Source organism: Micromonospora echinospora (assembly GCF_014203425.1).
Lineage (GTDB): Bacteria > Actinomycetota > Actinomycetes > Mycobacteriales > Micromonosporaceae > Micromonospora > Micromonospora echinospora_A.
In genome coordinates, this window is record NZ_JACHJC010000001.1 from 2,751,914 (window position 1) to 2,776,581 (window position 24,668).

20 protein-coding genes are annotated in these 24,668 nt (G+C 70.9%); 16 read left to right on the forward strand and 4 right to left on the reverse strand.

Annotated elements, in window-relative coordinates:
• Nucleotides 1-25 precede the first annotated feature (25 nt).
• From FHU28_RS13045 to FHU28_RS33060, 12 genes are all read left to right on the forward strand, one after another.
• Entirely contained in the window at nt 26-1,099 is a 1,074-nt protein-coding gene (locus FHU28_RS13045; RefSeq protein ID WP_184683991.1) for an extracellular solute-binding protein, read from the forward strand.
• 104 nt (nt 1,100-1,203) lie between these two features.
• The gene (locus tag FHU28_RS13050) at nt 1,204-1,917 is read left to right on the forward strand and encodes an IclR family transcriptional regulator (protein WP_184683993.1); all 714 of its coding nucleotides are present in this window, start codon (nt 1,204-1,206) and stop codon (nt 1,915-1,917) included.
• A 385-nt stretch (nt 1,918-2,302) separates the two neighbouring features.
• Complete coding sequence (locus FHU28_RS13055; RefSeq protein WP_184683995.1) at nt 2,303-4,336, forward strand: nuclear transport factor 2 family protein; 2,034 nt, start codon at nt 2,303-2,305, stop codon at nt 4,334-4,336.
• 275 nt (nt 4,337-4,611) lie between these two features.
• Nucleotides 4,612-6,627: a nuclear transport factor 2 family protein gene (locus tag FHU28_RS13060; RefSeq protein ID WP_184683997.1), complete on the forward strand. Its 2,016-nt coding sequence runs from the start codon at nt 4,612-4,614 to the stop codon at nt 6,625-6,627.
• A 178-nt stretch (nt 6,628-6,805) separates the two neighbouring features.
• Entirely contained in the window at nt 6,806-7,579 is a 774-nt protein-coding gene (locus FHU28_RS13065) for an SDR family NAD(P)-dependent oxidoreductase (RefSeq protein ID WP_184683999.1), read from the forward strand.
• Nucleotides 7,572-8,849, forward strand: coding sequence for an iron-containing alcohol dehydrogenase (locus FHU28_RS13070; RefSeq protein ID WP_184684001.1), 1,278 nt, complete (start codon nt 7,572-7,574; stop codon nt 8,847-8,849). The genes FHU28_RS13065 and FHU28_RS13070 overlap by 8 nt, the downstream gene beginning before the upstream one ends.
• Complete coding sequence (locus tag FHU28_RS13075) at nt 8,846-10,273, forward strand: NAD-dependent succinate-semialdehyde dehydrogenase (protein ID WP_311773576.1); 1,428 nt, start codon at nt 8,846-8,848, stop codon at nt 10,271-10,273. The genes FHU28_RS13070 and FHU28_RS13075 overlap by 4 nt, the downstream gene beginning before the upstream one ends.
• 391 nt (nt 10,274-10,664) lie before the next feature.
• Nucleotides 10,665-11,639, forward strand: a complete 975-nt coding sequence (locus FHU28_RS13080) for a dipeptidase (RefSeq protein WP_184684003.1) — start codon at nt 10,665-10,667, stop codon at nt 11,637-11,639.
• A 31-nt stretch (nt 11,640-11,670) separates the two neighbouring features.
• The gene (locus tag FHU28_RS13085) at nt 11,671-13,284 is read left to right on the forward strand and encodes an ABC transporter substrate-binding protein (protein ID WP_184684005.1); all 1,614 of its coding nucleotides are present in this window, start codon (nt 11,671-11,673) and stop codon (nt 13,282-13,284) included.
• Nucleotides 13,285-13,348: 64 nt separating this feature from the next.
• Nucleotides 13,349-14,215: a tetratricopeptide repeat protein gene (locus FHU28_RS13090; RefSeq protein WP_184684006.1), complete on the forward strand. Its 867-nt coding sequence runs from the start codon at nt 13,349-13,351 to the stop codon at nt 14,213-14,215.
• Nucleotide 14,216: 1 nt separating this feature from the next.
• On the forward strand, nt 14,217-14,417 hold the full coding sequence (locus FHU28_RS13095) for a tautomerase family protein (RefSeq protein ID WP_018786431.1): 201 nt from the start codon (nt 14,217-14,219) through the stop codon (nt 14,415-14,417).
• Complete coding sequence (locus tag FHU28_RS33060; RefSeq protein WP_184684008.1) at nt 14,414-15,394, forward strand: D-2-hydroxyacid dehydrogenase; 981 nt, start codon at nt 14,414-14,416, stop codon at nt 15,392-15,394. The genes FHU28_RS13095 and FHU28_RS33060 overlap by 4 nt, the downstream gene beginning before the upstream one ends.
• Nucleotides 15,395-15,457: 63 nt before the next feature.
• On the opposite strand, the gene FHU28_RS13105 is transcribed toward FHU28_RS33060, so the two are convergent.
• From FHU28_RS13105 to FHU28_RS13120, 4 genes are read right to left on the reverse strand one after another with little or no spacing between them, the layout of a single operon-like run.
• A complete protein-coding gene (locus tag FHU28_RS13105; RefSeq protein WP_376700868.1) occupies nt 15,458-17,644 on the reverse strand; it encodes a thiamine pyrophosphate-dependent enzyme in 2,187 nt (728 codons plus the stop codon).
• A gap of 36 nt (nt 17,645-17,680) precedes the next feature.
• Complete coding sequence (locus tag FHU28_RS13110; RefSeq protein WP_311773577.1) at nt 17,681-18,586, reverse strand: ABC transporter permease; 906 nt, start codon at nt 18,584-18,586, stop codon at nt 17,681-17,683.
• The gene (nikB, locus tag FHU28_RS13115; RefSeq protein ID WP_030499628.1) at nt 18,576-19,523 is read right to left on the reverse strand and encodes a nickel ABC transporter permease; all 948 of its coding nucleotides are present in this window, start codon (nt 19,521-19,523) and stop codon (nt 18,576-18,578) included. Before nikB ends, FHU28_RS13110 begins: the two co-directional genes overlap by 11 nt.
• Nucleotides 19,524-19,542: 19 nt before the next feature.
• Nucleotides 19,543-20,073: an Lrp/AsnC family transcriptional regulator gene (locus tag FHU28_RS13120; RefSeq protein ID WP_030499629.1), complete on the reverse strand. Its 531-nt coding sequence runs from the start codon at nt 20,071-20,073 to the stop codon at nt 19,543-19,545.
• 120 nt (nt 20,074-20,193) lie between these two features.
• On the opposite strand from FHU28_RS13120, the gene FHU28_RS13125 reads away from it, so the two are divergent.
• From FHU28_RS13125 to FHU28_RS13140, 4 genes are read left to right on the forward strand one after another with little or no spacing between them, the layout of a single operon-like run.
• Complete coding sequence (locus tag FHU28_RS13125) at nt 20,194-21,228, forward strand: ABC transporter ATP-binding protein (protein ID WP_260412924.1); 1,035 nt, start codon at nt 20,194-20,196, stop codon at nt 21,226-21,228.
• Nucleotides 21,228-22,262, forward strand: a complete 1,035-nt coding sequence (locus tag FHU28_RS13130) for an ABC transporter ATP-binding protein (protein ID WP_184684014.1) — start codon at nt 21,228-21,230, stop codon at nt 22,260-22,262. Before FHU28_RS13125 ends, FHU28_RS13130 begins: the two co-directional genes overlap by 1 nt.
• A 2-nt stretch (nt 22,263-22,264) precedes the next feature.
• Entirely contained in the window at nt 22,265-23,692 is a 1,428-nt protein-coding gene (locus FHU28_RS13135; RefSeq protein WP_184684016.1) for an aldehyde dehydrogenase family protein, read from the forward strand.
• A gap of 8 nt (nt 23,693-23,700) precedes the next feature.
• Nucleotides 23,701-24,648 carry an NAD(P)-dependent oxidoreductase gene (locus FHU28_RS13140; RefSeq protein ID WP_184684019.1) on the forward strand — a complete coding sequence of 316 codons (948 nt, stop codon included), beginning with the start codon at nt 23,701-23,703 and terminating at the stop codon, nt 24,646-24,648.
• The last annotated feature ends 20 nt before the right edge of the window (nt 24,649-24,668 follow it).

Sequence of the window (24,668 nt, forward strand, 5' to 3'; positions counted from 1 at the left end):
GCGGGCCATAGCCGAAGGAAGTGACATGGTGTTGAGAACATCCCGCGTCCTCGCGGTCCTCGTGGCGACCGCGGTGGTCACGATGACCGCCGCCTGCGGCGGAGACGAACCGGCCGCCGCGGTGGACCCCGAGGGGGACGTCAAGCTCACGTTCGTCGCCTACGGCGGCGTCGGCCAGGAAGCGATGATCAAGCACTACCAGGAGCCCTACACCAAGGCGCACCCGAACGTCACCTTCACCAACACCTCGCCGCCCGACGTGGCGCAGGTGAAGGCCCAGGTCGAGAGCGGGTCGGTGCTCTGGGACGTGGTGGCGACCGCGCCGGCCGCGGCCACCCAGAACTGCGGGACGCTCTTCGAGCCGCTCGACTTCTCCGGCGTCGACAAGAGCAACCTGGCGGAAGGCACGATCGGCAAGTGCTACATCGGCAACTTCATCAACGCCTCGCCCTTCGCCTACCGCACCGACGCGTTCCCGGACCCGAGCAAGGCGCCCAAGAGCATCAAGGACTTCTTCGACGTCCAGAATTTCCCCGGCCAGCGCGGGATCCTGACCAACCTGCAGAACGGCATCCTTGAATACCCGCTGCTCGCCGACGGTGTGGAGCCGGACGCGCTCTACCCGCTCGACGTCGACCGCTCACTGAAGAAGCTCAACACGATCCGCAAGGTGACCACGTTCGCCCCGAACGTCGGCGCGCTCCAGCAGGCGGTCGGCGCCAAGCAGGTCGACATGTTCCTGCTCGCCGACGCGCGGCTCGTGCCGTTGATGGACGAGGGCGCGGACATCACTGTGGTGTGGGACGTGACAGTGGCCTCGATCAACTGCTTCGCCGTACCGAAGGGGTCGCCGAAGAAGGTGGCCGCGGAGCGGTTCCTGTCCACAGTGGTGAGCCCGGAGGCGGTGGCCGGCATCTCCGAGGCGCTCGGCACCGCGCCGGTGAACCTCGCCGCCAAGCCGAACCTCTCGGAGAACGCGAAGAAGGTCGAAGTCTACGGCGACGCCAACACCGGCAAGACCGTGCTGCAGGACGTCCAGTGGTACGCCGACAACTTCAACGAGGTCACCGCCAAGCTCACCAACTGGCTCGCCGGCTGAGGTGACCCCGGTAGCGACTCGTCCGTCATGTGAACTACGCTTCGGGGGTGGCGAACTTTGATCCGAACGAAGCCTCGAACTCGGACATCCGGGCGGTTGCGCGCGTGGGCCAGATCTGCGCGCTCTTCGGTCCCCGGGTCGTCGAGCTCACGGCCGCGGACGTCGCCGAACGGACGGGTCTGAACCGCACCACCGCCTACCGCTACTGCGCGTCGATGACTGCCGCCGGCATTCTCGAACGGGGGACGCGCCGCGGGACGTTCGCCCTCGGCGGACTGATGCTGGAGCTGGGAATTCGGGCGCTGGGACGCCAGCGGATCGTCGAGATCGCCGGGCCCCACCTGCGGAAGCTGAGCACCGACGCGCGGATGACGGCGGTGCTCAGCGTCCGCGGCACCCAGGGGCCGGTGGTGACCCTGGTCGAGGAGGACACCAGCCGCCAGGTCGTGGTCACCGTGCACCCCGGCACCAAGCTCGACGCGAGCGCCGCGCAGACGCACGTGTACCTCGCGTACGCCGACGCGGCCGTCATGGATCTGCTGGCAGCCGGCATGTCCCCGGCCGAGCGCGCCCGGCTGGACTCCGAGGTCTACGCCGCGCGCCGTCAGGGGTACAGCGTGGCCCGGCACAGCGGCGGCCTGTTCGCGGTGGCCGCCCCGGTCTTCGACGAGAAGGGGCTGTGCGCCACTGTCGCCCTCCTCGGCGCCGGCGACGTCGCCGAGCTGTCCGCCGCCATCGAGCTGCTGGTGGCGACCGCCACGACCCTGACCAGCGAACTCGGCGCCCCCGCAAACGGCGCGCCGAACGTCGACGAGTAGCGGGCCAGTTCTTCCACGCGCCGTCGTCGGCGCCCGCGCCACCCCCGGCTCCAGCCCCTGCCGCCCTCCGGCCCTCGTCCCACAGCCCTGACTCCTTGATCACCGCAGCGCGGCGCGCTCCACCCGGCCGAGCACGAGGACACGCGCGGTGATCATGAGGTTGGCCGTGAGAAAACGGGCGAAGATCGCGGTCAACTTCATGATCGACGGCGTCGGGGATGCCGGGCCGGTGAGAAGTTCGTATGCCGGAATGCTTCTTGCGGCAGGTGAACACGTCACGTACTTTCACCGCATCGCCCTCCGGCCGGACCTGGCGATGCCAGAGCTCTCCCTCCACCCATTCCGCGCGGGATTCCGCACGGCATCAACGGACAGGGATGTGACGATGAAACCTCTGACAAGACGGCTGACGGCAGCGACGACCGGGCTTCTGCTGGTGGTCGGCGTGAACGTCGCGGTGCGGGCGCCGCACGCGGCGGCGAGCGGGAACGCGCCGGTGAGCATCGACGCGCTCGCCCGGGACGTCGAACGGGTCGAGTCGCTGCGCGAGGTCAAGGACGTGCAGCGGTCGTACGCCCACCTGGCCCAGTTCGGGCGCTGGGCCGACATGGCGAAGCTGTTCAGCGCGAACGGCACGTTGCAGTGGGGCAGTCAGGTGGTGAGCGGCCACCACGCCATCAAGGGATGGCTCGCGGCGGAGGCCGGGGACATGAACGGCGCCCGGCCGGGCGCGCTGCACACCACGGTGATCGACCAGCCGCTGGTGAACCTCTCGCCGGACGGCCGTACCGCAAAGGGCCGCTGGTCGGGCATCCGGTTCCTGGGCGACGGGGCCGGCGCGGCGCGCATCGACGGCGGCATCTACCAGAACGAGTACGTGCTGGAGAAGGGCGAGTGGAAGATCTCGCTGCTGCGCTACTACCCGCTCTACGAGGGGGACTACGCCACCGGCTTCCGGACGATCAACCGCCAGCCGGTGCCGGTCGTGCCGTACCACTTCACGCCCGACGTCGCCGGCGTGCCGATCCCCGCGGCGACCGGGCCGGCGCCGAAGACCCGGTTCAACGCGAAGGAGCTGGCCGACCGCATCGGCGCGCTCAACGACGAGGACTCCGTGCGCAACCTGCAGCACGCGTACGGCTACTACGTCGACCGCCGGATGTGGAGCGACGTGGTCGACCTGTTCACCAACGGCGCGAAGGTCACAATCGACGGCGTAGGTGTCTTCCGCAACGCCGCGGGCGTGCGCCAGGCGATGGAGCGGATGGGGCCGGAGGGCCTGACGCAGGGGGTGCTCAACGACCGGCCGCTGTTCGACACGATCGTCGACGTGGAGGACAACGGCAAGAAGGCGACCGCCCGGGGTATCGAGGTCGGCATGCTCAACGACGCCGGCGGCGCCTCGTGGCAGTTCTCCGTCTTCACGAACCGCTTCGTCAAGCAGGGCGGGCTGTGGAAGCTCAAGGAGATGCACCTGACGCCGCTGGTCACCGCGCCCTACAGCACCGGCTGGGGCGACGGCGGGACCGGCCCGGTGGCTTCCGGGAAGCCGCCGGAGTTCCTCGACGTGGCCGGCCGTACGCCCGCGCCGAAGCCCGGCAGGGCCGCCGGTGGTCCGAAGGGGCCGAAGGAGGACCTGGCCGACCTGCAGCGGAGGCTGAACCGCTCGGTCGCGTTCGACGGGGCGGAGAACGTCTCGGCGGCGTACAGCTACTACATCGACGACAGCAGGTGGCCGGAGATGGCGGCCGTGCACGCTGTGGACGGCCACAAGCTGTCGCCGTTCGCCGGCTGGAACGTGACGCGCGAGCGGATCCTCGGCTCGGTGGTGTCGACGTACGGCAACACGCCACCGCCGACGCAGAAGTCCTTCCTGGTGCTGCACTGGCGGCCGCAGCCGGTGATCGACGTCTCGCACGACGGCCGGTCGGCGTCGGTCCGGGCCCGGCTCATGCACGTCAACGCCTCGACCGTCAACGCCGGGTACATCAACGGAGCGATGTACAACGACCAGTTCGTGCTGGAGGACGGCATCTGGCGGATCTGGAGCCTGGACATCGACGAGTTCTACTGGCAGTCGCCGAACTGGGCCCAGGGCTGGGGTGGCGTGGCCCCGCGTGACCCGAGCCTGCCCGACCCGCCGCCGAGCAACCTGGTGAACACCTACCCGCCGGACGTGCTGCACAGCGCGCTGGGCGAGCGGTCCCGCGGCTTCCGCGGCGGCAGTCCCGGATACATCCAGTGGCCGGACATCGTGCCGATGTGGTTCCACTACCGCAACCCGGTGAGCGGGCGGGTGCCGCCGCACTTCTGGTACGACTGCGCGCCCTGCGAGGTGCGGCCGGACTGGAGCATGACGCGGCACGGCTACCAGCTGCCGCCGACCGGACCGCAGATCGACGGGCTGGAGGTGGGCTGATCCGTCCCTGACGGCTGACCGCCGCGCCCGTCCCGAGGCGCCTCTTCCCGCATTCCGCGCGGGGAGGGGCGCCTCCGCGTGCCTGCCGCACTCGGGCGTCTCCCAGTCGATGGCGAGATGGTGCGGGTTGGGCAAAGTTCATCTGGCGTAACTGCTCTTGCGCCCTGCGAACATGTCCCGTACGTTTCCGGCAACTGCCTCCGGTCGTGACCTCCACGGCCGCCCGCCGACCCACGGGGACTCCACATAAGACAGCAACGGACAGGGATGTGAAGATGAGACGTCTGACAAGACGGCTGACCGCGACAGCCTCCGCACTGCTGCTGGTCGCCGCCGGAATGGTCGCCCTCCAGGCGCCCTCGGCCGCGGCCGCCACCCCGACGATCACCCTGGACACGCTCGCCCGGGACCTCGTTCGCGTCGAGTCGCTGCGCGAGGTCAAGGACGTGCAGCGCACCTACGCGCACCTGGCGCAGTACGGCAGATGGTCGGACATGGCGGCGCTGTTCAGCACCGACGCCACGTTCCAGTGGGGCGACGAGACGGTGACCGGCCGGCCCGCGATCCGCGACTGGCTGGAGGCCGACGCCGGCGCGATGAACGGCGTCAACCCGGGCTCACTGCACACCGTCATCGTCGACCAGCCCCTGGTGAACCTCTCCGTCGACGGCCTGTCCGCCAAGGCGCGCTGGAACGGCTTCCGCTTCCTCGGCGACGGCGCGGGCGCGGCCCGGATCGAGGGCGGCATCTACGAGAACGAGTACGTCTTCGAGAACGGCCGCTGGCGGATCTCCCTGCTGCACTACTACCCGCAGTACGAGGGCGACTACGCCACCGGCTGGCGCAACAAGGACCTCGCGCTGCTGCCGATCGTCCCGTACCACTTCACCCCGGACGAGGCGGGCGTGCCGATCCCGGAGCCGGTCGGCCCGGCCCCACGGGCCGGCACGACGGTCAACAAGGTGGCGGCCCGCATCGACAAGCTCAACAGCGAGGACGCGGTCCGCAACCTCCAGCACGCGTACGGCTACTACGTCGACCGCCGGATGTGGTCCGACGTGGTCGACCTGTTCGCCAACGGCGCCTCGGTGTCCATCGACAACGTGGGTACGTTCCGGGGCGCCGCCGGTGTCCGCCAGGCGATGGAGCGGATGGGCCCGGAGAACCTCAGCCAGGGCATCCTCAACGAGCGGATCCAGTTCGACACGATCGTCGACGTGCACACCAGTGGCACGCAGGCGACCGCCCGGGGCATCGAGTTCGCCATGGTCGGCGACGCCAACACCCGTGCGGCGTCGTGGGAGATCTCGGTCTTCCACAACCACTTCGTCAAGCAGGGCGGGGTGTGGAAGCTCAAGGACATGAACATCACGCCGCTGGTGATCGCCCCGTACTCCACCGGCTGGGGTGACGGCGGTATCGCGCCGGCGCCGACCCGGGTTCCGGCCTTCCTCGACGTGGAGGCGCGCAGCCAGCAGAACGCCGGCGGCGCGGCGTCGTCGAACCGGAACCTGGCCGACCTCGACCGCCGGCTGGCCCGTTCGCTGGCGTTCGACGGGGCGGAGAACGTCTCGATGGCGTACACCGCCTACCTGGACGATCTCCGGATCTACGACATGGCGCAGATCCACGCCGAGTTCGGCCACAAGCTGTCGCCGTTCGCCGGCTACTTCCAGGGCCCGGACCGGATCCGGCAGGCCGGGGTGACGGTCTACGGAACCAACCCGTCGACGATGCGCGCCAGCATCTCGTACCACTGGCGGCCGCAACCGGTGATCCTCGTGTCGGAGGACGGACGGTCGGCGACGATGCGCGCCCGGCTGCTCCAGCCGCGGACGTCGAGGACGAACGCCGGCGCGTTCAACGGCGCGATGTACAACGACGAGTTCGTGCTCGAGAACGGCATCTGGCGCATCTGGAGCCTGACCATCGACGAGTTCTACTGGCAGTCGACGAACTGGGCGGGCGGCTGGGCCGCGGCGAACCCGCGCAACCCGAGCCTGCCGGACCCGGCACCCAGCACGCTGGTGACCAGGTACCCGCCGGACGTGCTGCTCAGCAGCATGGGTGAGCGCTCGCGCGGGTTCCAGGGCGGTTCCCCCGGTTACATCGCGTGGCCCGGGATCGTGCCGATGTGGTTCCACTACAAGAACCCGGTGAGCGGACGCGAGCCGCAGTTCTACTGGCCGCAGTGCGCGCCGTGCGAGGTGCGGCCGGACTGGCGGATGACCGAGCACGGCTGGCAGCAGCCGCCGCTCGGCCCGCAGGTCGACGGGGTGGACCTGGGCTGAGCCGGGCGACACCGCGCCGTCAGTGGGGAAGCGCCTCTTCCGACTCCGGTCGGGAGGGGCGCTCCGCCGTCACCGCGACTGTGGACACGCGAGACGGTGATCCGTAATATGAACTTCGGTTGCGCTATCCGAACATCGCTGCCCGCTGGCAGCCGTCGAGAAGAGGGATAGAGAAGCCATGCCGGACCCGCAGAACCGCCCCCTTCCGTTGGCGGGCAAGGTCGTTCTCGTCGTCGGCGCCAGCGCGGGCATCGGCGCCGACGCCGCCCGGGTGTTCGCCGCCGACGGCGCCTCGCTGATGCTCGTCGCCCGCTCCGAGGGGCCACTGGAGAAGATCGCCGGGGAACTCGCCTCGGCCGGGCACGACGTCGACCACGTCACCGGCGACATCTCCGTCGCCCGCGACGTCGCCCGCGTCGTGGACCGGACCGTCGAGCGGTTCGGCCGGCTCGACGGCGCCTTCAACAACGCCGCGATGACGCAGGGCGGCCGGCTGGACCAGGTCCCCGAGGAGGACTTCGACCGGATCATGGCGGTGAACGTCAAGGGCACCTGGTTGTGCGTCCGCGAACAGGTGCGGGTCATGCTCGGCCGGGGTGCCGGCTCGATCGTCAACGTGAGCAGCATCGGCGGGCTGCGCGGCAGCTCCGGCCTGGGCGCGTACCAGGCGACCAAGCACGCGGTCATCGGCCTGACCCGCACCGCCGCGCACGACTTCGGCCCGCTCGGGATCCGGGTGAACGTGATCGCGCCCGGTCCCACCGAGACGCCGATGCTGGCCCAGACCCGGCTGGCGATTCCCGGTGGGGTAGAGGCCCGGATCGCGGCGACCCCGCTGCGCAAGGCGGGCACCGGGACGGAGGTCGGCGCGACCGCGTCGTTCCTGCTGAGCGACCGGGCGAGCCACATCAGCGGGGCGGTGCTCCCGGTGGACGGTGGCTTCAGTGCCTGACGAGACCGTGGTGGCCGAGTCGACCGGCGCCGGCGACGACCTCCGCTCCGCCGCCGTGGGCACGCTCCGCCTTCCCCCGCGGATCCACTTCGGGTACGGCGCCCGCCGGCACCTGCCGGAGGTCGTCCGGGTGCACGGCCGGCGCGTACTCGCCGTGGTCGACCCGTTCCTGGTACGGACGCCGATCTTCCGCGAGACGGTGGACGCCCTGACCGAGGCCCGGCTGGACGTGCTGGTCCACTCCGACATCACGCCGGAACTCCCGGTCGACACCCTCGACGCCGCGGTCGCCACCGCCCGCGACTACCGCGCGGAGGTGGTCCTGGCGATCGGCGGCGGCAGCGCGCTCGACGCCGCCAAACTGATCGCGCTGCTGTCGGCCTACGGCGGGCCGGCGCACCGCTACTACGGCGAGAACCTCGTGCCCGGGCCGATCGTGCCGCTGGTGGCGGTGCCGACGACGGCGGGCACCGGGTCGGAGGTGACACCCGTCGCGGTCGTGTCCGACCCCGGCCGCGAACTCAAGGTGGGCATCTCCAGCCCTTTCCTGGTGCCCTCGGCCGCTGTGGTCGACCCGGAGTTCACGCTCGGGACGCCCGCGACGGTGACCGCCTGGTCCGGCATCGACGCGCTGGTGCACGCGGTCGAGTCGTTCACGGCCCGGCCGGTCGACCTCGACTGGTCGGGTCTGCTTCCGGTGTTCACCGGACGCAACGTGCTGAGCGAGCCGTTCGCGTTGCAGGCGGCGGCGCGCCTGGGCCCGTGGCTGCCGGTCGCGGTCCACCGGCCCGGTGACCGGCAGGCACGGCGCGAGGTGGCGCTGGGCTCGCTGCTCGGCGGGATGGCGTTCGGCGCGACCGGCACCCACCTGTGCCACGCCCTGCAGTACCCGATCGGCGCGCTCACGAAGACCCCGCACGGGCTCGGCACCGGGCTGATGCTCCCGTACGTCATCGACACGCTGATGGCGCAGCCGGCGGTCGCCGCGCAGCTCGCGGCGCTCGGCGCGGCGCTCGAAGCGATCCCGGCCGCGGACGCCTCCGCGGCGCGGACGCTCGCCCGGGTGGTCGAGATCAACCGGGAGATCGGCGTGCCGCGGACGCTCGCCGAGATCGGGCTGACGCGCAGCCAGCTTCCGCAGATCGCCGAGCTGGGGCTCAGGTCCACCCGGCTGATCGCGGCCGCGCCGGTGGACCCGTCCCGCGAGCTGCTGCTCGACATCCTGGAACGCGCCCACGACGGCGCCCTGGCGAATGGGAGTCTCAGGTGAACCTGCTCGCGGACCTCTTCATCGACGGGCAGTGGCGGCCCGGCTCCGACGGCCGCCGGTTCGACGTGACCGACCCCGCCGACCTCTCCACCATCGCCCAGTTCGCCGTCGCCACGGAGCGGGACTGCATGGCCGCTGTCGACGCCGCGGCGGCGGCCCAGCCCGCGTGGGCCGCGACCGCGCCGCGCGAGCGCAGCGAGCTGCTGCGCCGGGCGTACGAGATCCTCACCGAGGAGGTGGAGGTCTTCGCCGAGCTCATGGTGCGCGAGAACGGCAAGTCGTGGGCGGACGCGATCGGCGAGGCAAACTACGCCAAGGAGTTCTTCCGCTGGTTCGCCGAGGAGGCCGTCCGGGTGCCGGGCGACTACCGCCTCTCCCCGGCGGGGGACAAGCGGATCGTCGTGGACCGGCAGCCCATCGGCGTGTCCCTGCTGGTCACGCCGTGGAACTTCCCGGCCGCGATGGCCACGCGCAAGCTCGGCCCGGCGCTGGCGGCCGGGTGCACGACGATTCTCAAGCCCGCCCGGGAGACGCCGCTGACCGCCGCCTACGTCGTGGAGGTCCTGCGCCGTGCCGGCGTGCCGCGCGGCGTGGTCAACCTGGTCACCCCGGTGCCCACCGGCCCGCTGGTGAAGCGGATGATCGACCGCCCCGAGGTCCGCAAGCTCTCCTTCACCGGCTCCACCGAGGTCGGCCGCGAGCTTCTGCACGCCTGCGCCGACAGCGTGGTGAGCACGTCGATGGAGCTCGGCGGCAACGCCCCGCTCGTCGTGCTGCCGGGCGCGGACCTGGACACCGCTGTGGAGGGCGCGCTGCTGGCCAAGATGCGCAACGGCGGGTCCGCCTGCACCGCGGCCAACCGCTTCTACGTCCATTCCTCCGTACATGACGAGTTCGTCGCCCGGATGGACGCCGCCCTCGCCGCGGTGTCGGTCGGGCCGGGGCTCGACCGGGCGAACGACCTCGGCGCGCTCGTCTCGGTGGCCGAACGGGACAAGGTGGCGGACCTGGTCCGGACCGCTGTCGCGGAAGGGGCCACCGTGGTACGCGGCGGACGGTCCGCGGCCCGCGGCGCGTTCTACGACGCGACGCTGCTGACCGGCGTGGCGCACGGCTCCACCATCACCACGACCGAGATCTTCGGGCCGGTCACCGCTGTGGTCCGCTTCGACCACGTCGACGACGCGGTCCGGATGGCGAACGACACCGTCTACGGCCTGATGGCGTACGTCTTCGGTGAGGAACGGGAGGCGATGGCTGTCGCCCGGCGTCTGGAAGCCGGCATGGTGGCCGTGAACCGGGGTGTCGTCAGCGACCCGGCCGCCCCGTTCGGCGGGGTCAAGCAGAGCGGCCTCGGCCGGGAGGGCGGCTCCGAGGGCATCCTGGAGTTCCTGGAGGAGAAGTACATCGCGCTCACCGCGTGACGGCCGAACCTCTGGACGAAGCGCCCGGCTTCCGCCGGGCGCTTCTCGTGTCCGGTGAACCCGCGCCGGTCCACTGTGCGCCGTCCGGCACGGGCGCCCGTCGCGGCCTTGTCGTACTTGTCGTCCATGAGGGATCTTTTAGCGCTATGACGGATTCGCGCCGGACCGGGCGCCCTCGATCGGTTTGCTAGAGCTAGAACGACGAAATTCGTCGCTTCAAAGCTATCTACCGACGAGTTGCTGAGATTTCATGGACAATAACTGGCGTGGCTCGTAGAGTCTCGGCATCTTCTGATGATCTGGAGATGACGTGAAGACTGCCGCCACCGCCCATCCCGTTCGCTCCGCCGCTGACCTGCACGCCGCCGCAACAGTTGTGGACGGAAGCACGGTGATTGAGCTGAGCGACGCCCACCTCGACCGGATCCGGCGAGGAGGCGTCACCGCGGTCAACCACACGGTCACCCGGCCGTACGCGGACACCGTCACCGCCCTGCGCGAGGTCAACCGCTGCCGCAGGTGGATCGACGCACACCCGGACGAGGTGCTGCTCGCCCTGACCGTGGACGACATCCACCGAGCCAAGGCCGAGGGCAAGGAAGCCGTCATCCTCGGCCCGCAGGACACCGAGATGATCGGGGGCGACCTCGACCTGCTCGGCACGTTCCACGACCTGGGCGTCCGCATCCTTCAGCTGACCTACCAGCGGCAGAACCTGCTCGGCGCGGGCTGCGGCGAGGACACCGACTCGGGGCTGACGCACCGGGGCCGTGCCTTCGTCAAGGCGATGAACGAGCTGGGGGTGCTGGTCGACGTCTCGCACAGCGGCGAGCGCACCGGCCTGGACGCCATGGACGCCTCGGACAAGCCGGTCGTCGTCACGCACGCCTTCTGCGACGCGCTGTCGCCGCACATCCGCGCCAAGTCGGACGGATACCTGCGGCGCCTCGCCGAGCAGGGCGGCGTCATGGGCATCACCACCCTGTCGGGGTTCCTGTACCACCCGGAGGACCCGTCCCGTCGTCCGGACCTGACCCGCTTCGTGGAGCACGTCTGCCGTGTGGTGGAGGTGGCCGGCGTCGACCACGTCGCCGTCGCCACCGACTACGACGAGACGTGGACCGAGGAGATGCGGATCGCGCAGCTCAAGAGCATCGCGCAGGCGAACTCGAAGGAGCACCAGAACCTGCTCGGTGACTTCGGATGGGAGGAGCGCCGGGCGATCGGCATGGACGACGCCGCGGACTTCCCCAACATCACCGAGGCGCTTCTGGCCGGCGGATTCTCGCCGGAGGACGTGACCAAGATCCTCGGCGGCAACTGGCTTCGGGTCTATGGGGAGGCATGGAAGCCGGCCGCGCGATGAAGCGCTAATCGTGACACTGCCAAGGAGACTGATGCGTACCCGAATTCTGATGAGAGCGCTGGCGGTGGGCGTCGTGGCGACGCTTGCGGCCGGCTGCGGAGGCGGCGAGCCGCCGTCGGGCAAGTCCGGTGGCAACGCCAGCGACGGCCTCACCGGCAACGTCAAGCTGGAGGACGAGGCGCAGGCCGCCGGTACGCCGAAGTCCGGTGGCCGCCTGCGGATCATGATCCGGCTGGACGCCAACGAACTCGACCCGCACCGGATGTCGGAGACCTCGGCCTTCGTCATCAACGAGCAGATCTACGAGTCGCTCGTGCAGTCGTACCGGGGCGAGATCAAGCCGGCGATCGCCGAGTCGTGGGAGCTGAGCGCGGACGGCCTGACCGTGACGTTCAAGCTGCGCGACAACGCGTACTTCCACAGCGGCCGCAAGGTGACCGCCGCCGACGTGAAGTACTCGATCGAGCGGATCAAGGACCCGGCCACCCGGGCGCCGCGCGCCCGCAGCTACGAGGGCATCAGCTCGGTGGAGGCGTCCGACGAGCGCACCGTCGTGATGAAGCTCGCCAAGCCCAACGCCGCCATCCTGACCCTGCTGTCCACCGCCGCGTCGTCGATCGTCGACCGGACCGTAGTCGAGAAGCAGGGCGACCTCAACGGCAGCGTCGACGGCGGCAGCGGGCCGTTCAAGCTCGCCGCCCGGACCACCGGCCAGGCCATCAAGCTGGACAAGCACGACAAGTACTGGGAGTCCGGGGTTCCGTACCTGGACGGGCTGGACTTCACGTTCAACCCGGACGACAACGCCCGCGCCGCCGCCGTGCGCAGCGGCACCGTCGACTTCCTGTGGCGCCCCGCCCCCGAGTTCATCGACGCGCTCAAGCGCGACGAGAAGCTCAAGTGGTACGGCGGCTCCGGCTCGCTGTCGCTGCACCTGCGGCTGAACACCTCGAAGGCGCCGTACGACAACGTCAAGGTGCGGCAGGCCATCTACCTGGCGCTGGACCGGCAGGAGATCCTGAACGTCGCCAACTCCGGCTTCGGCACCGCGCTCAACGCCGGCTACCTGCCGCCGGACCGGTTCGGCGCGCTGAAGGAGCCGGTGTACGGCAAGCCCGACATCGAGAAGGCCAAGGCGCTGCTGGCCGAGGCGGGTTTCCCGAACGGCTTCGACGCCAAGCTCATGGTGATCGCCACCTCGGCGTTCCAGGTGCGCTCGGCGGAGGTGGAGCAGCAGCAGCTCGCCAAGATCGGCATCAAGGTGACGCTGGAGTCGGTGGAGTCCACCATCGCCGACACCAAGACGAAGTCCGGGGACTTCGACATGTACCAGTCCGGCTTCGGCCTGACCTACGACCCGGACGAGCGGTTCACCGCCAGCTTCCTCAAGGGCGGCGGCCTGAACTACGGCAACTGGTCCGACCCGGAGTACGAGGACCTGATCGTCAAGGCCCGCTCCGAGATGGACAAGGACAAGCGTGCCCAGCTCTACCAGCAGGCCGAGAAGATCCTGACCGAGCGGGGCCCGGTTGCCATGACCTTCCTGAACGCCGACTTCGACGTGGTGCAGAAGGACGTCATGGGTTACCGGGGTGACCCCACGCCGACCTACCGCTTCTACCGGCACCTCTGGCTGGACCGCTGACGAGTCGCGGAGGGGACGCCGGAGCGCGGCGTCCCCTCCGCCGCACCGCGACGAAAGGCAATCCATGACGGCCGTACCCCTGACCCACCGCTACGTCATCGCCGCCCGGCTGAAGGGCTACCTCGGCAAGCACGAGGAGTCCGTGGCGCTGCTCACCGAGGCGCTCGAACTGGATCCGAACAGCCCGCGTCTGCTGCGTTTCCGCGGCCACCGGCGGATCTCCATCAGTGACTACGCCGGCGCGATCGCGGATCTGCGCACCGCCGCCGATCAGCTCGCCGGCGTCGAGGACGAGTACGAGATGTACCAGCCGGAGGTGGAGAAGGACGTCGTCAGCCTGATCCTCGGCCGGCCCGAGGACGTGCGCCCGCAGCACCTCAGCGACACCGACGCCGCTGCGAACCCGGAGATCCTCGGCCGCTACAACACCACGCTGCACGCCTCCGTCTGGTACCACCTGGGCGTCGCCCAGTACCTCGCCGGTGACCTGGATGGCTGCCTGCCCAGCTTCGCCGAGTCGGAGAAGGCCTCCCGGCACCAGGAGGGCCTGGTGGCGTCGCAGGACTGGCAGTACATGGCGCTGCGGCGCCTCGGCCGGACCGCCGAGGCCGAGGAGGTGCTCGACCGGTTCCGCAAGGTCGACCTGGTCGACGAGCCGCACCTGGTGGGCTACGAGGGCCGGATGAAGCTCTACACCGGCCAGATCGGCCCGGACGAGCTGTGGGCGATGTGCGACGGCAGCAGCCTCAAGACCGTCACCCAGGGGTACGGCCTCGGCAACTGGCACTACTACAACGGTGACGTCGAGAAGGCGCGCGAGGTCTTCGACGGGGTGCTGAAGACCCGCGTCACGCACGCCTTCGCGTACCTGGCCGTCAAGGCCGAGTACGAGCGCAACCCGGACTTCGCGACCACGAGCAAGGAGAGCTGAGATGGCAATCATCCGTGCCGAGATCGGCAAGCGGGACCAGGCCACCAAGGAAGCGATGATCGCCGACCTGACCGACGTGCTGGTCAAGTACGGCTCGCCGCGCGAGAACACCCACGTCCTGCTCTACGAGGTGTCGTACGACAACTGGGCCAAGGGCGGCGTGACGTACAACAACCGGAAGCGTGCGCAGGAGTCCTCGTGACCGGCGCCGCGGCGGGACCGCACATCCTGCTCACGCCCAACCTGTCGGACCTGCTCCCGCAGCTGCGGGAGCGGTTCCCGCAGTGCCGGTTCAGCCCGGTCGGCGACGGTGAGCCGGTACGCGACGAGTGGCTCGACGCCGAGGTGATCCTGCGCAGCGCGATGAACGAGGACACCTTCGACGAGCTGCTGGCCAAGTGCGACCGGCTGCGGTGGGTGCAGATCACCGCGGCCGGGTTCGACTGGGTGGGCGGCGAGCTGATGCAGCGCCGCCTCGCCGAGGGGCTGCTCTACACCCGGTCGCCCAACTCCTACAACGTGCCGATCGCCGAGTACGCCATCGGCGCGGTCCTGATGCGCTTCCGCGCGTTCCCGGAACACCGGGAGGCGCAGGAGCGCCGGGAGTGGGTGCGGATCACCGGCCGGGACTTCATCGGCAGCACGATGCTCGTCTTCGGCACCGGCGGCATCGGCGGCGAGGTGGCCTGGCGGGCCCGCGCCCTCGGAGTCGACGTGATCGGGGTCAACCGCTCCGGCACTCCGGCCGAGGGTTTCGACCGGGTGATCCCGTACGCCGAGCACATGGCCGTGCTGCCGGAGGCCGACTCGGTGGTCCTGGCCATGCCGCTGACCACCGAGAACCGCTACTTCTTCGACGCCGCGCACTTCGCGGCGATGAAGGAGTCGGCGGTGCTGGTGAACGTCGGGCGGGGCGCCCTCGTGGTGGAGGACGCCCTGGTCGACGCCATGCGGTCCGGCCGGATCGCCGGCGCGGTGCTGGACGTGTTCGAGGAGGAGCCGCTGCCGGCCGACCACCGGCTGTGGGACCTGCCGAACACCACCATCACCCCGCACACGTCCTTCCGCGGCACCGGCAACCTGCAGCGGCTCTACGCCGACTTCTGCGTCAACCTGGAGCGCTACCTGGCCGGCGAGCAGCTGGCCGGCCTGAAGCGGCAGCCCGACCTGGGGTACTGAGGCGGCCGAACGAGAGGCGGCCCACCGGATCGATCCGGTGGGCCGCCTTCGTCGTGCCGTGCGTCAGTCGAGCAGCGCGCGGGCGGCCGTCAGCACGTCGTGCTCACCGAGCAGGACGTGGTCGGCCGCCGGGCCCAGCGGGACGTAGCTGTCGACGCTGTTGACGCGGGAGATCCGCCCCGGGTAACCGGCGTCCACCAGGGCGGCCACCACCGCCTCGGAGACGCCGCCGCCGGCCCGGGTCTCGTCGACCACCAGCACCCGGGGTACGCCGTCGAGGGCGGCGAGCATGCTCGCGGCCGGCAGCGGCGCGAGCCACTGCAGGTCCACGACGCGGGTGCCGGCGCCCCGCTCGGCGGCCAGCTTCTCGGCCACCCGCAGGCTCATCGGCACGCCGTTGCCGAACGTGACGAGCGCCAGGTCACCGCCGTCGCGTACGGTCCGGACCTGTCCGAGCGGGATCTCCGCGTCCGCCCACCCGTCCGGCGGGGCGTACCGGGCCAGCCAGCCGCCGTCGCCGTCGGTGTGCAGGTCACGGGTGTGGTAGAGCGCGATCGGCTCCAGGAACACGCAGACCCGCTTCTCCTGCTCGGCCAGCGCGAGGCACTGCCGCAGCAGCGCCGGCGCGGTGGCCGGGTGGGAGGCGACAGCCAGCGCCAGGCCGGGGATGTCCCGCAGCACGGCCACCGAGTTGTCGTTGTGGAAGTGCCCGCCGAACCCCTTCTGGTACGCCAGCCCGGCGATCCGGACCACCATGCCGTTGCCGTACTGCCCGTCGGAGAAGAACCGCAGCGAGGCGGCCTCGCCGCGCAGCTGGTCCTCGGCGTTGTGCAGGTAGGCGAGGTACTGGATCTCCGGGATCGGCAGCGTGCCGGCCAGCGCGCCGCCGAGCGCCACCCCGAGGATGGTCTGCTCGTCCAGCAGCGTGTCGAACACGCGGTTCGCGCCGAACGCCTTGCGCAGCCCGCGGGTGGCGCCGTAGACGCCGCCCTTGCGGGCCACGTCCTCGCCGAACACCTGCGCCTGCGGCCAGGCGAGCAGCGCGTCGTGCAGGGCGGCGTTCACCGACTGGGCGAGCGTGAGCGGCCCGCGCGACTCGGGGAGCCGGCCGCCGAACACCTTCTCCCGCCCGGCACCGGCTCGTGCGGCAGCCGCGGCGACCCGGTCGGTCCGGCGTTCGGTGAGCGGCCCGGTCACCGCCGCCGCGTCGGGCAGCCGCTCGACCCGCCCGAGCATCGCCTCGGCCTGGTCCATGACCAGCTTGCGGGCCTGCTCGTAGCGGGCCAGGCTCTCGGCCGGGGCGAGGATCCCGCGCCGGGCCAGCACCGCCGCCGTGGCCAGCAGCGGGTCGCGGGCGTAGTCGGCGAGGATCTCCGACCGGGACCGGTACGCCAGCTCGGCGTCGGAACCGGCATGGCCCATGAACCGGACCGTGCGCAGGTGCAGCACGGCGGGACGGCGTCCGGCGCGTACCCGATCGGCAACCTCGCCCGCGACGGCGAGCAGCCGCGCGGGATCGGTGCCGTCGGCGGCGGTGTAGTCCAGGCCGGGCAGCGCGGACAGCATCCGGTCCACCCAGCCCTGCGGGGACCGGGTGCTGATGCCGATGCCGTTGTCTTCGCAGACGAACAGCACCGGCATCCCGAGCCCCTGGTGGGCGGCCCACCCGACGGCGTTCAGCGCGCCCGCCGCGGTGGAGTGGTTGGCCGAGGCGTCGCCGAAGCTGCACACCACCACCGCGTCGGCCGGGTAACCGGTGTCGCTGAGGCACCGGTCCAGCGCGAACGCCATGCCCATCGCGCGGGGCAGGTGCGAGGCGATCGTCGAGGTCTGCGGGATGACGTTCAGCGCCCGGTGCCCGAAGACCTTGTGCCGGCCGCCGGAGATCGGGTCCCGCCGGGACGCGGCGGCGGAGTGCAGCACGTCGGTGACCGGGGTGGAGCCGGGGACCTGGCCGGCCCGGGCGGCGTAGAAGCCGCCGGACCGGTAGTGCAGCAGTGCCGGGTCGGTCGGGCGCAGCGCCAGCGCGACAGCGGCGTTGCTCTCGTGGCCGCTGGACCCGATCGTGTAGAAGCCCTCCCGTTTCGACTGCAGCCACCGCAGCGCGAGGTCGAGGTGGCGGCTCTGGATCTGGGCGTCGAAGTAGTCCAGCAGCAGACCGGCATCGACCTCGACGTCCGGTGACGGGTCGGCGGGCGCCGCAGCGCCCGCCGACCATTCCGACAGTTGACGAACCAGGTGTTCGTCGATGGTTTCCACGTTGCTCCTTGCCGGGGGTGCGAGGGGTCAGCGGCCGGAACGGCCGCGCAGTCGCGGGTCGAGCACGTCGCGAAGCGTGTCGCCCAGCAGGTTGAAGCCCAGCACCGCGATCATGATGCAGACGCCGGGGACGACGGACGGCCAGATCGACATCTCCATGAACGCCTTGCCGCTGGAGAGCATCGACCCCCAGGACGGCTGGGGCGGCTGCACGCCGAGCCCGAGGTAGCCCAGGGACGCCTCGACCAGGATGGCGGTGGCGAGGCTCGTGGTGAACTGCACCGCGATCGGGGCGACCGAGTTGGGCAGGATGTACTTGAAGATCAGCCGGGTGTTGGTGAGCCCCACCGCCTGGCCGGACTCCACGTACGGCTCGCGGCGCACCGACATCGCCGTGCCGCGTACGACGCGGGCGAAGCTCGGGATGAACACGAGGATCAGGGCCAGGATCAGGTTCTCCGTGCCGGGACCCCGGGCGGCGACGACCGCCAGCGCGAGCAGCAGCGTGGGGAAGGCGAACATGATGTCGGTGGCCGGGGTGATGATCGCGTCGAGGAAGCCCCGGTAGAAGCCGGCGAGCAGTCCGAGCAGGACGCCGATCGCGCCCGCGCAGGTCACCACGATCAGGCTGACGGCCAGCGAGGTGCGTGCGCCGTACAGGGCCCGGCTGAGCAGGTCACGGCCGGCCTCGTCAGCGCCGAGCAGGAAGTCGCCGCCGGGCGCGGCGAGCCGCTGGTTGGACATGGCGGTCGGGTCGTACGGGGCGATGAGCGGGGCCAGCGCCGCCGCGGCGACCATCAGCACCACGATGACCAGGCCGATGGCGCCCACCCGGTCGCGCCAGATCAGGCGCAGCACCTCCAGGCTGCGGGAGGTCTTGCGAGTGGACGCCGCCTCGGCGGGGCGGCGGTCGGGGGCGGTGTCAGTGACCACTGCGCAACCTCGGATCCAGGTAGGTGTAGATGAGGTCTACGAGGAAGTTGACGACGACGTAGAAGAAGGCCAGGAAGAGCAGGGTGCCCTGGACGACCGGGTAGTCGCGCTGGGAGATGCCGCGGATGACCATCGTCCCCAGGCCCGGCCAGGCGAAGACCTGCTCGACGATGACCGTGCCGCCCAGCAGCGCGCCGGCCTGGATGCCCAGCACCGTCACGACCGGGATCAGCGAGTTGCGCAGCGCGTGCCGGGTCATGACCACGCGCTCGCCGAGGCCCTTGGACCGGGCGGTGCGCACGTAGTCCTGGTTGAGCACCTCCAGCATGCTGGAGCGGGTCATCCGCATGCTGATCGCGGCGAGGCTGGAGCCGAGCGTCACGGCGGGGAGGATGAGGTGCTTCAGGGTGCCCCAGAAGCCCTCACCCTCACCCGCGCCCTGGGACGGCAGCCAGCCCAGCGACACCGAGAAGACGTACACCAGCAGGATGCCGAGCCAGAAGTTCGGCAGCGACAACCCGACCAGCGAGCCGACCCGGGTGGTGGCGTCCAGCAGCCCGTTGCGCTTGGTGGCGCTGAGCACGCCGAGCGGGATGGAGATGAGGATCGAGACCAGCAGCGCCGACACGGCCAGCAGCAGCGTGGACGGAAGGCGCTGCATGATCTCTTCCAGCACCGGCTGGCCGGTGCGCATCGAGGTGCCGAAGTCGCCCTGGACCAGGGCGCCGAGCCACCTCAGGAACTGCTCGTACACGGGCATGTCGAGCCCGAAGTAGCGGCGCATCTCCGCCTCGATCGCGGGGTCGCCGAAGTCCTGACCCATGATCGAGCTGATCACGTCGCCGGGAATCATGCGGATGACCAGGAATGAGATCACCGAGATCCCGAAAAGGACTGGAATAACCGATAAGAGACGGGTCAACGTGATGCGCAGCATTGCGGGTTTCTCCGGTCGGTCAGGTGTCTGCGCCGGGTGTGCCGGGGTCGGCTTCCGCGTCCCAGCCGGCTTCCTCGTCCCCCGTGACGGCGATGTCGCGCGCCCATTCGTGCGCGCGCTTGGCGACCCGTAGCACCATCACCGACCGGCTCTCCATCACCCCGTCGAGGTTGCCCAGCCGCTCCGTCCAGAACCGCCGCATGGCGTTGCTGGAGGCGAAGTAGCCGACGGCGATGATGTCGAACTGGCCGGTCACGTGGTAGACGTACGCGATCTCCGGCATCCCGGCGAGCTTGTCGATGAGCCTTTCTGTGGCACCCGGAGCGCTCTGGATCTCGAACAGCGTGTGCACCGGCCGCCCCATGAAGGCGGCGCTGGGAATCGCGGCGAACTGCAGCTGACCCTCGGTGACAAGCCGTTCCACCCGGCGTCGTACGGATCCCTCGGAGAGGCCGACCTTCGCCGCCAGCGCGACGTTCGTCTGCCGTGGATCCTGAACGAGCTCCCGGATGATGCTGCGATCTTTCTCGATCGAGCTCTTGGATGCCATCTCGCTCCAACTCATAGTGACGGAATTCGTCGCTGCCGGGAGCCTAGACGACGAACATCGTCTGTGCAACACTCCCGGATGACGAATGGTGGCGTTCGGGAGTTTAACTCAGGGGGATCGATGGCCTTGTTGGAGGTCCGGGACCTGCGCACCGAATTCCGCGGCGCGCGGGGCTCGGTGACGGCGGTGGACGGGGTGTCGTTCACTGTCGACGCAGGGGAGATGGTCGCCCTCGTCGGCGAGTCCGGCTGCGGGAAGTCGGCGACCGCTCAGTCCATCATGGGGCTGATCGTGCCTCCGGCCGGCCAGGTGACCGGTGGCCAGGTGCTCTTCGAGGGGCGCGACCTGCTGCGACTGTCCGCGCGGGACCTGCGCGCGGTGCGCGGCAAGGGCATCTCGATGATCTTCCAGGATCCGATGACCTCGCTGAACCCGGTGCTGACGGTGGGCCGCCAGATGACCGAGGCGCTGGAACTGCACCTCGGGATGAGCCGCCGGGCCGCGCGCAAGCGGGCGGTCGAGCTGCTGGACATGGTGCGCATCCCGGCGGCGGAGACCCGGCTCAGCTCGTACCCGCACCAGCTCTCCGGCGGCATGCGGCAACGCGTCATGATCGCCATGGCGCTCTCCTGCCGGCCGCGGCTGATCCTCGCCGACGAGATCACCACCGCGCTCGACGTCACCATCCAGGCGCAGGTGCTGGACCTGCTGCGGGAACTGGCCCTGGAGACGCGCACCGCGGTCCTGCTCATCACCCACGACCTCGGCGTGGTCGCCGGCATGGCCGAGCGCGTCAACGTCATGTACGCCGGCCAGATCGTCGAGCGCGCCGGGACCGTCGACCTGTTCCACAAGCCGCAGATGCCGTACACCTGGGGTCTGCTCGGCTCGGTGCCCCGCCTCGACCAGGCCCGGGGCGGCAAGCTGCGCCCGATCGCCGGCCGTCCGCCGGAGCTGTCGGAGATCCCGCCCGGCTGCCGCTTCGCGCCGCGCTGTGTCCACGCCCGCGACGTCTGCCAGGACAAGGCGCCCGGCCTGACCACCGTGCCGGGCCGCGACCAGCTCACCCGCTGCTGGGGCATGCGCCCGGCGGACCAGGGCGGCTGGCTGACCACCGAGGACCGCTTCGCCGACCAGAGCGCGGAGGTGCGCTGATGACCCTCACCCCCGACACCGCCCCGGACCCGCTGCTGCGCGTGCGTGACCTGGCCGTCGACTTCAAGGTGCCGGTGCGCGGCTCGCTGCTGCCGGCCCGGCTGCGCGCGGTCTCCGGTGTGGACCTGGACGTCCGGCGCGGCGAGATCATCGGCGTGGTCGGCGAGTCCGGCTGCGGCAAGTCCACCACCGGCCGGGCCATTCTCCAGCTGCTCAAGCCCAGCCAGGGCACCGTGACGTTCGACGGCACCGAACTGACCACGCTGGACCGGCGGCGAATGCGGGCCATGCGCCGGCAGATGCAGATGATCTTCCAGGACCCGTTCGCCTCGTTGAACCCCCGGATGACCGTCGGCGAGCTGATCGAGGAGCCGCTGCTCGTGCACTCCGACCTGCCGGCGGCCGGCCGGCGCGCGAAGGCGCTGCAGACCATGCAGATGGTCGGGCTCAGCGAGAAGTGGCACGACAGGTACCCGCACGAGTTCTCCGGCGGCCAGCGCCAGCGCGTGGGCATCGCGCGTGCCCTGGTCAGCAACCCGCAGTTCATCGTCGCCGACGAGCCGGTCTCCGCGCTCGACGTCTCGGTGCAGGCGCAGATCGTCAACCTGCTGGAGGAACTCCAGGAGGAGCTGGGCCTGACCATGATGTTCATCGCCCACGACCTGGCCGTCGTACGGCACCTCTGCGACCGCATCGCGGTGATGTACCTCGGCTCGGTCGTGGAGGTGGGGGAGTGCGAGGACATGTACGACCGGCCGCGCCACCCGTACACCCAGGCCCTGCTCTCGGCGGTGCCGATCCCCGACCCCCTGGTCGAGACCGAGCGCCGGCGGGTGATCCTCAGCGGTGACGTGCCGAGCCCGCTGAACCCGCCGTCCGGCTGCCGCTTCCGGACCCGCTGCTGGAAGGCGCAGGACATCTGCGCGACCGAGACGCCGAAGCTCACCGGGGCCGGCCACCAGGTCGCCTGCCACTTCCCGGAGAACACCGACCCGCGGGGCGAGCCGGTCGCCGCGGCCGGCGCGGGGCGGTAGACGTGTCGGTTCCGTACCACCGCAACCTGGTCGACGGCGAGTGGGTCGACGGCGAACGCCGGCCGAACCTGAACCCGGCCCGCCCCGGCGAGGTCGTCAGCGAGTACGCGGTGGCCGACCGGGACACCGCCCGCGCGGCGGTCGAGGCGGCCCGCCGGGCCGGTCCCGGATGGGCGAAGCTGCCCGTCGGCGACCGGATGCGGATGCTGGACCGGATCGGCGGCACCATCCTGGACCGCGCCGACGAACTCGCCACGCTGCTCGCCCGCGAGGAGGGCAAGCTGCTCGCCGAGGCCCGCGGCGAGGTCGTCCGCGCCGGCCAGACGTTCCGCTACTACGCCCACCAGCTGCTGCAGCCCACCGGTGAGGTCTACGCCTCCACCCGGCCGAACGTGCACGCCGAGGTCCGCCGCCGTCCACTGGGGGCGGTCGGGATCATCACGCCGTGGAACTATCCGCTGGCGATCCCGGCGTGGAAGGTCGCGCCGGCGCTCGCGTACGGCAACACCGTCGTGCTCAAACCCGCCGAGATGGTTCCCGCCAGCGCCGGGGAACTCGCCCGGATCATCGCCGGCGCCGGTGTCCCGCCCGGCGTGTTCAACCTGGTCGTCGGCGCCGGCTCGGTGGTCGGGGAGGAGCTGCTCACCAGCGACGGACTAAACGGCATCTCGTTCACCGGCGGCACCCGCACCGGCGCGCACGTCGCCCAGCGCTGCATCGCGCACGGCAACAAGCGGTTCCAGCTGGAGATGGGCGGCAAGAACCCGCTCGTGGTCTGCGACGACGCCGACCTGGATGTGGCGGTGCGCTGCGCCTTGGACGGCAGCTTCTTCAGCACCGGCCAGCGCTGCACCGCCTCCAGCCGGCTGATCGTGACGGCGGGCATCCACGACCGGTTCGTCGCGGCGCTGGCCGAGGCGACGCGGGCGCTGCGCGTCGGCGACCCGCTCGACCCGGACAGCCAGCTCGGCCCGGTGGTCAGCGCCGGCCAGCTCGACCAGAACCTCGACTACGTCCGGATCGGACGCGACGAGGGGACGACAGTGGCGGCCGGCGGGACGCACGACGGGCAGTTCATGCGGCCCACCCTGCTCGTCGGCGCGCACAACGGCATGCGGGTGGCCCGGGAGGAGATCTTCGGCCCGGTGTCCTGCGTGATCCGCGCCGCCGACCTCGACGAGGCGATCGAGCTGGCGAACGACACCGACTACGGGTTGTCCGCCGGGATCGTCACCACCTCCCTGTCCGCGGCCGAGCGGTTCAAGCGCGACGCCCGCGCCGGCATCGTCACCGTCAACCTGCCCACCGCCGGCACCGAGCTGCACCTGCCGTTCGGCGGCACCGGGGCCTCCAACCACGGCCCCCGAGAGCAGGGCGGCTACGCCCGCGACTTCTACAGCGTGCCGGTGACCTGCTACACCGGCTGGTAAGGACGGCAATGTCCCCTCAGATCCTGCTCACCGAGCCCATCGCCGAGGCCGGGATGCGGCTGCTGCACGCCGCCGGTGAGGTACGCGTCGCCCACCTCACCGACCCCGCCGCGCTCGCCGCCGGCCCGCTGACCACCGCCGACGCGCTCGTGGTGCGCTCCTCACCGGTGACCGCCGCGATGCTGGAGGCCGCACCCCGGCTCAAGGTCGTCGGCCGGCACGGCGCCGGGCTCGACGGCATCGACCTGGCCGCCGCGCAACGGCTCGGCGTCCCGGTGGTCGGCACGCCCGGCGCCAACGCCGAGTCGGTGGCCGAGTTCGTCGTGCTGGCCGCGCTCGCGCTCGCCCGTCAGCTCACGCCCGCCGTGGCGACGCTGGCCTCCGGCGGCTTCCCGCCCGGCCGGTCACTGCCCGGCTCGGTCGTCGCCGCCGGACTGACCGGCACCATGCTCGCCGGCCGCACGCTGGGACTCGTCGGCCTCGGCGCGATCGGCCGGGGCGTCGCCGCCCGCGCCCGCGGGATGGGCATGACGGTTCTCGGGTACGACGTGGCGGTCACCGAGCCGCCGGACGGCGTACACCTGGTGGGCCTGGACCGGCTGCTCGCCGAATCCGACGTGGTCAGCCTGCACGTGCCCCAGACGCCGTCGACCACCGGCCTGATCGGCGCCGCCGCGCTGGCCCGGATGCGGCCGCACGCGCTGCTCGTCAACACGGCGCGGGCCGGGGTGGTGGACGGCGCGGCGGTGCTCGCCGCGCTCGCCGCCGGCCGGCTGCGCGGCTACGCGGTCGACGTGTTCGCGCCCGAACCGCCCGCCGCCGACGACCCGATGCTGCGCCACCCCCGCGTCCTCGCCACCCCGCACATGGCGGCGATGACCACCGACGCGCTCGACGCGATGGCCGTCGCCGTGGCCCGCGGCGTCCTCGCCCACCTGGAAGGAATCCGTACGTGACACTGACCGTCCCCGCGTCC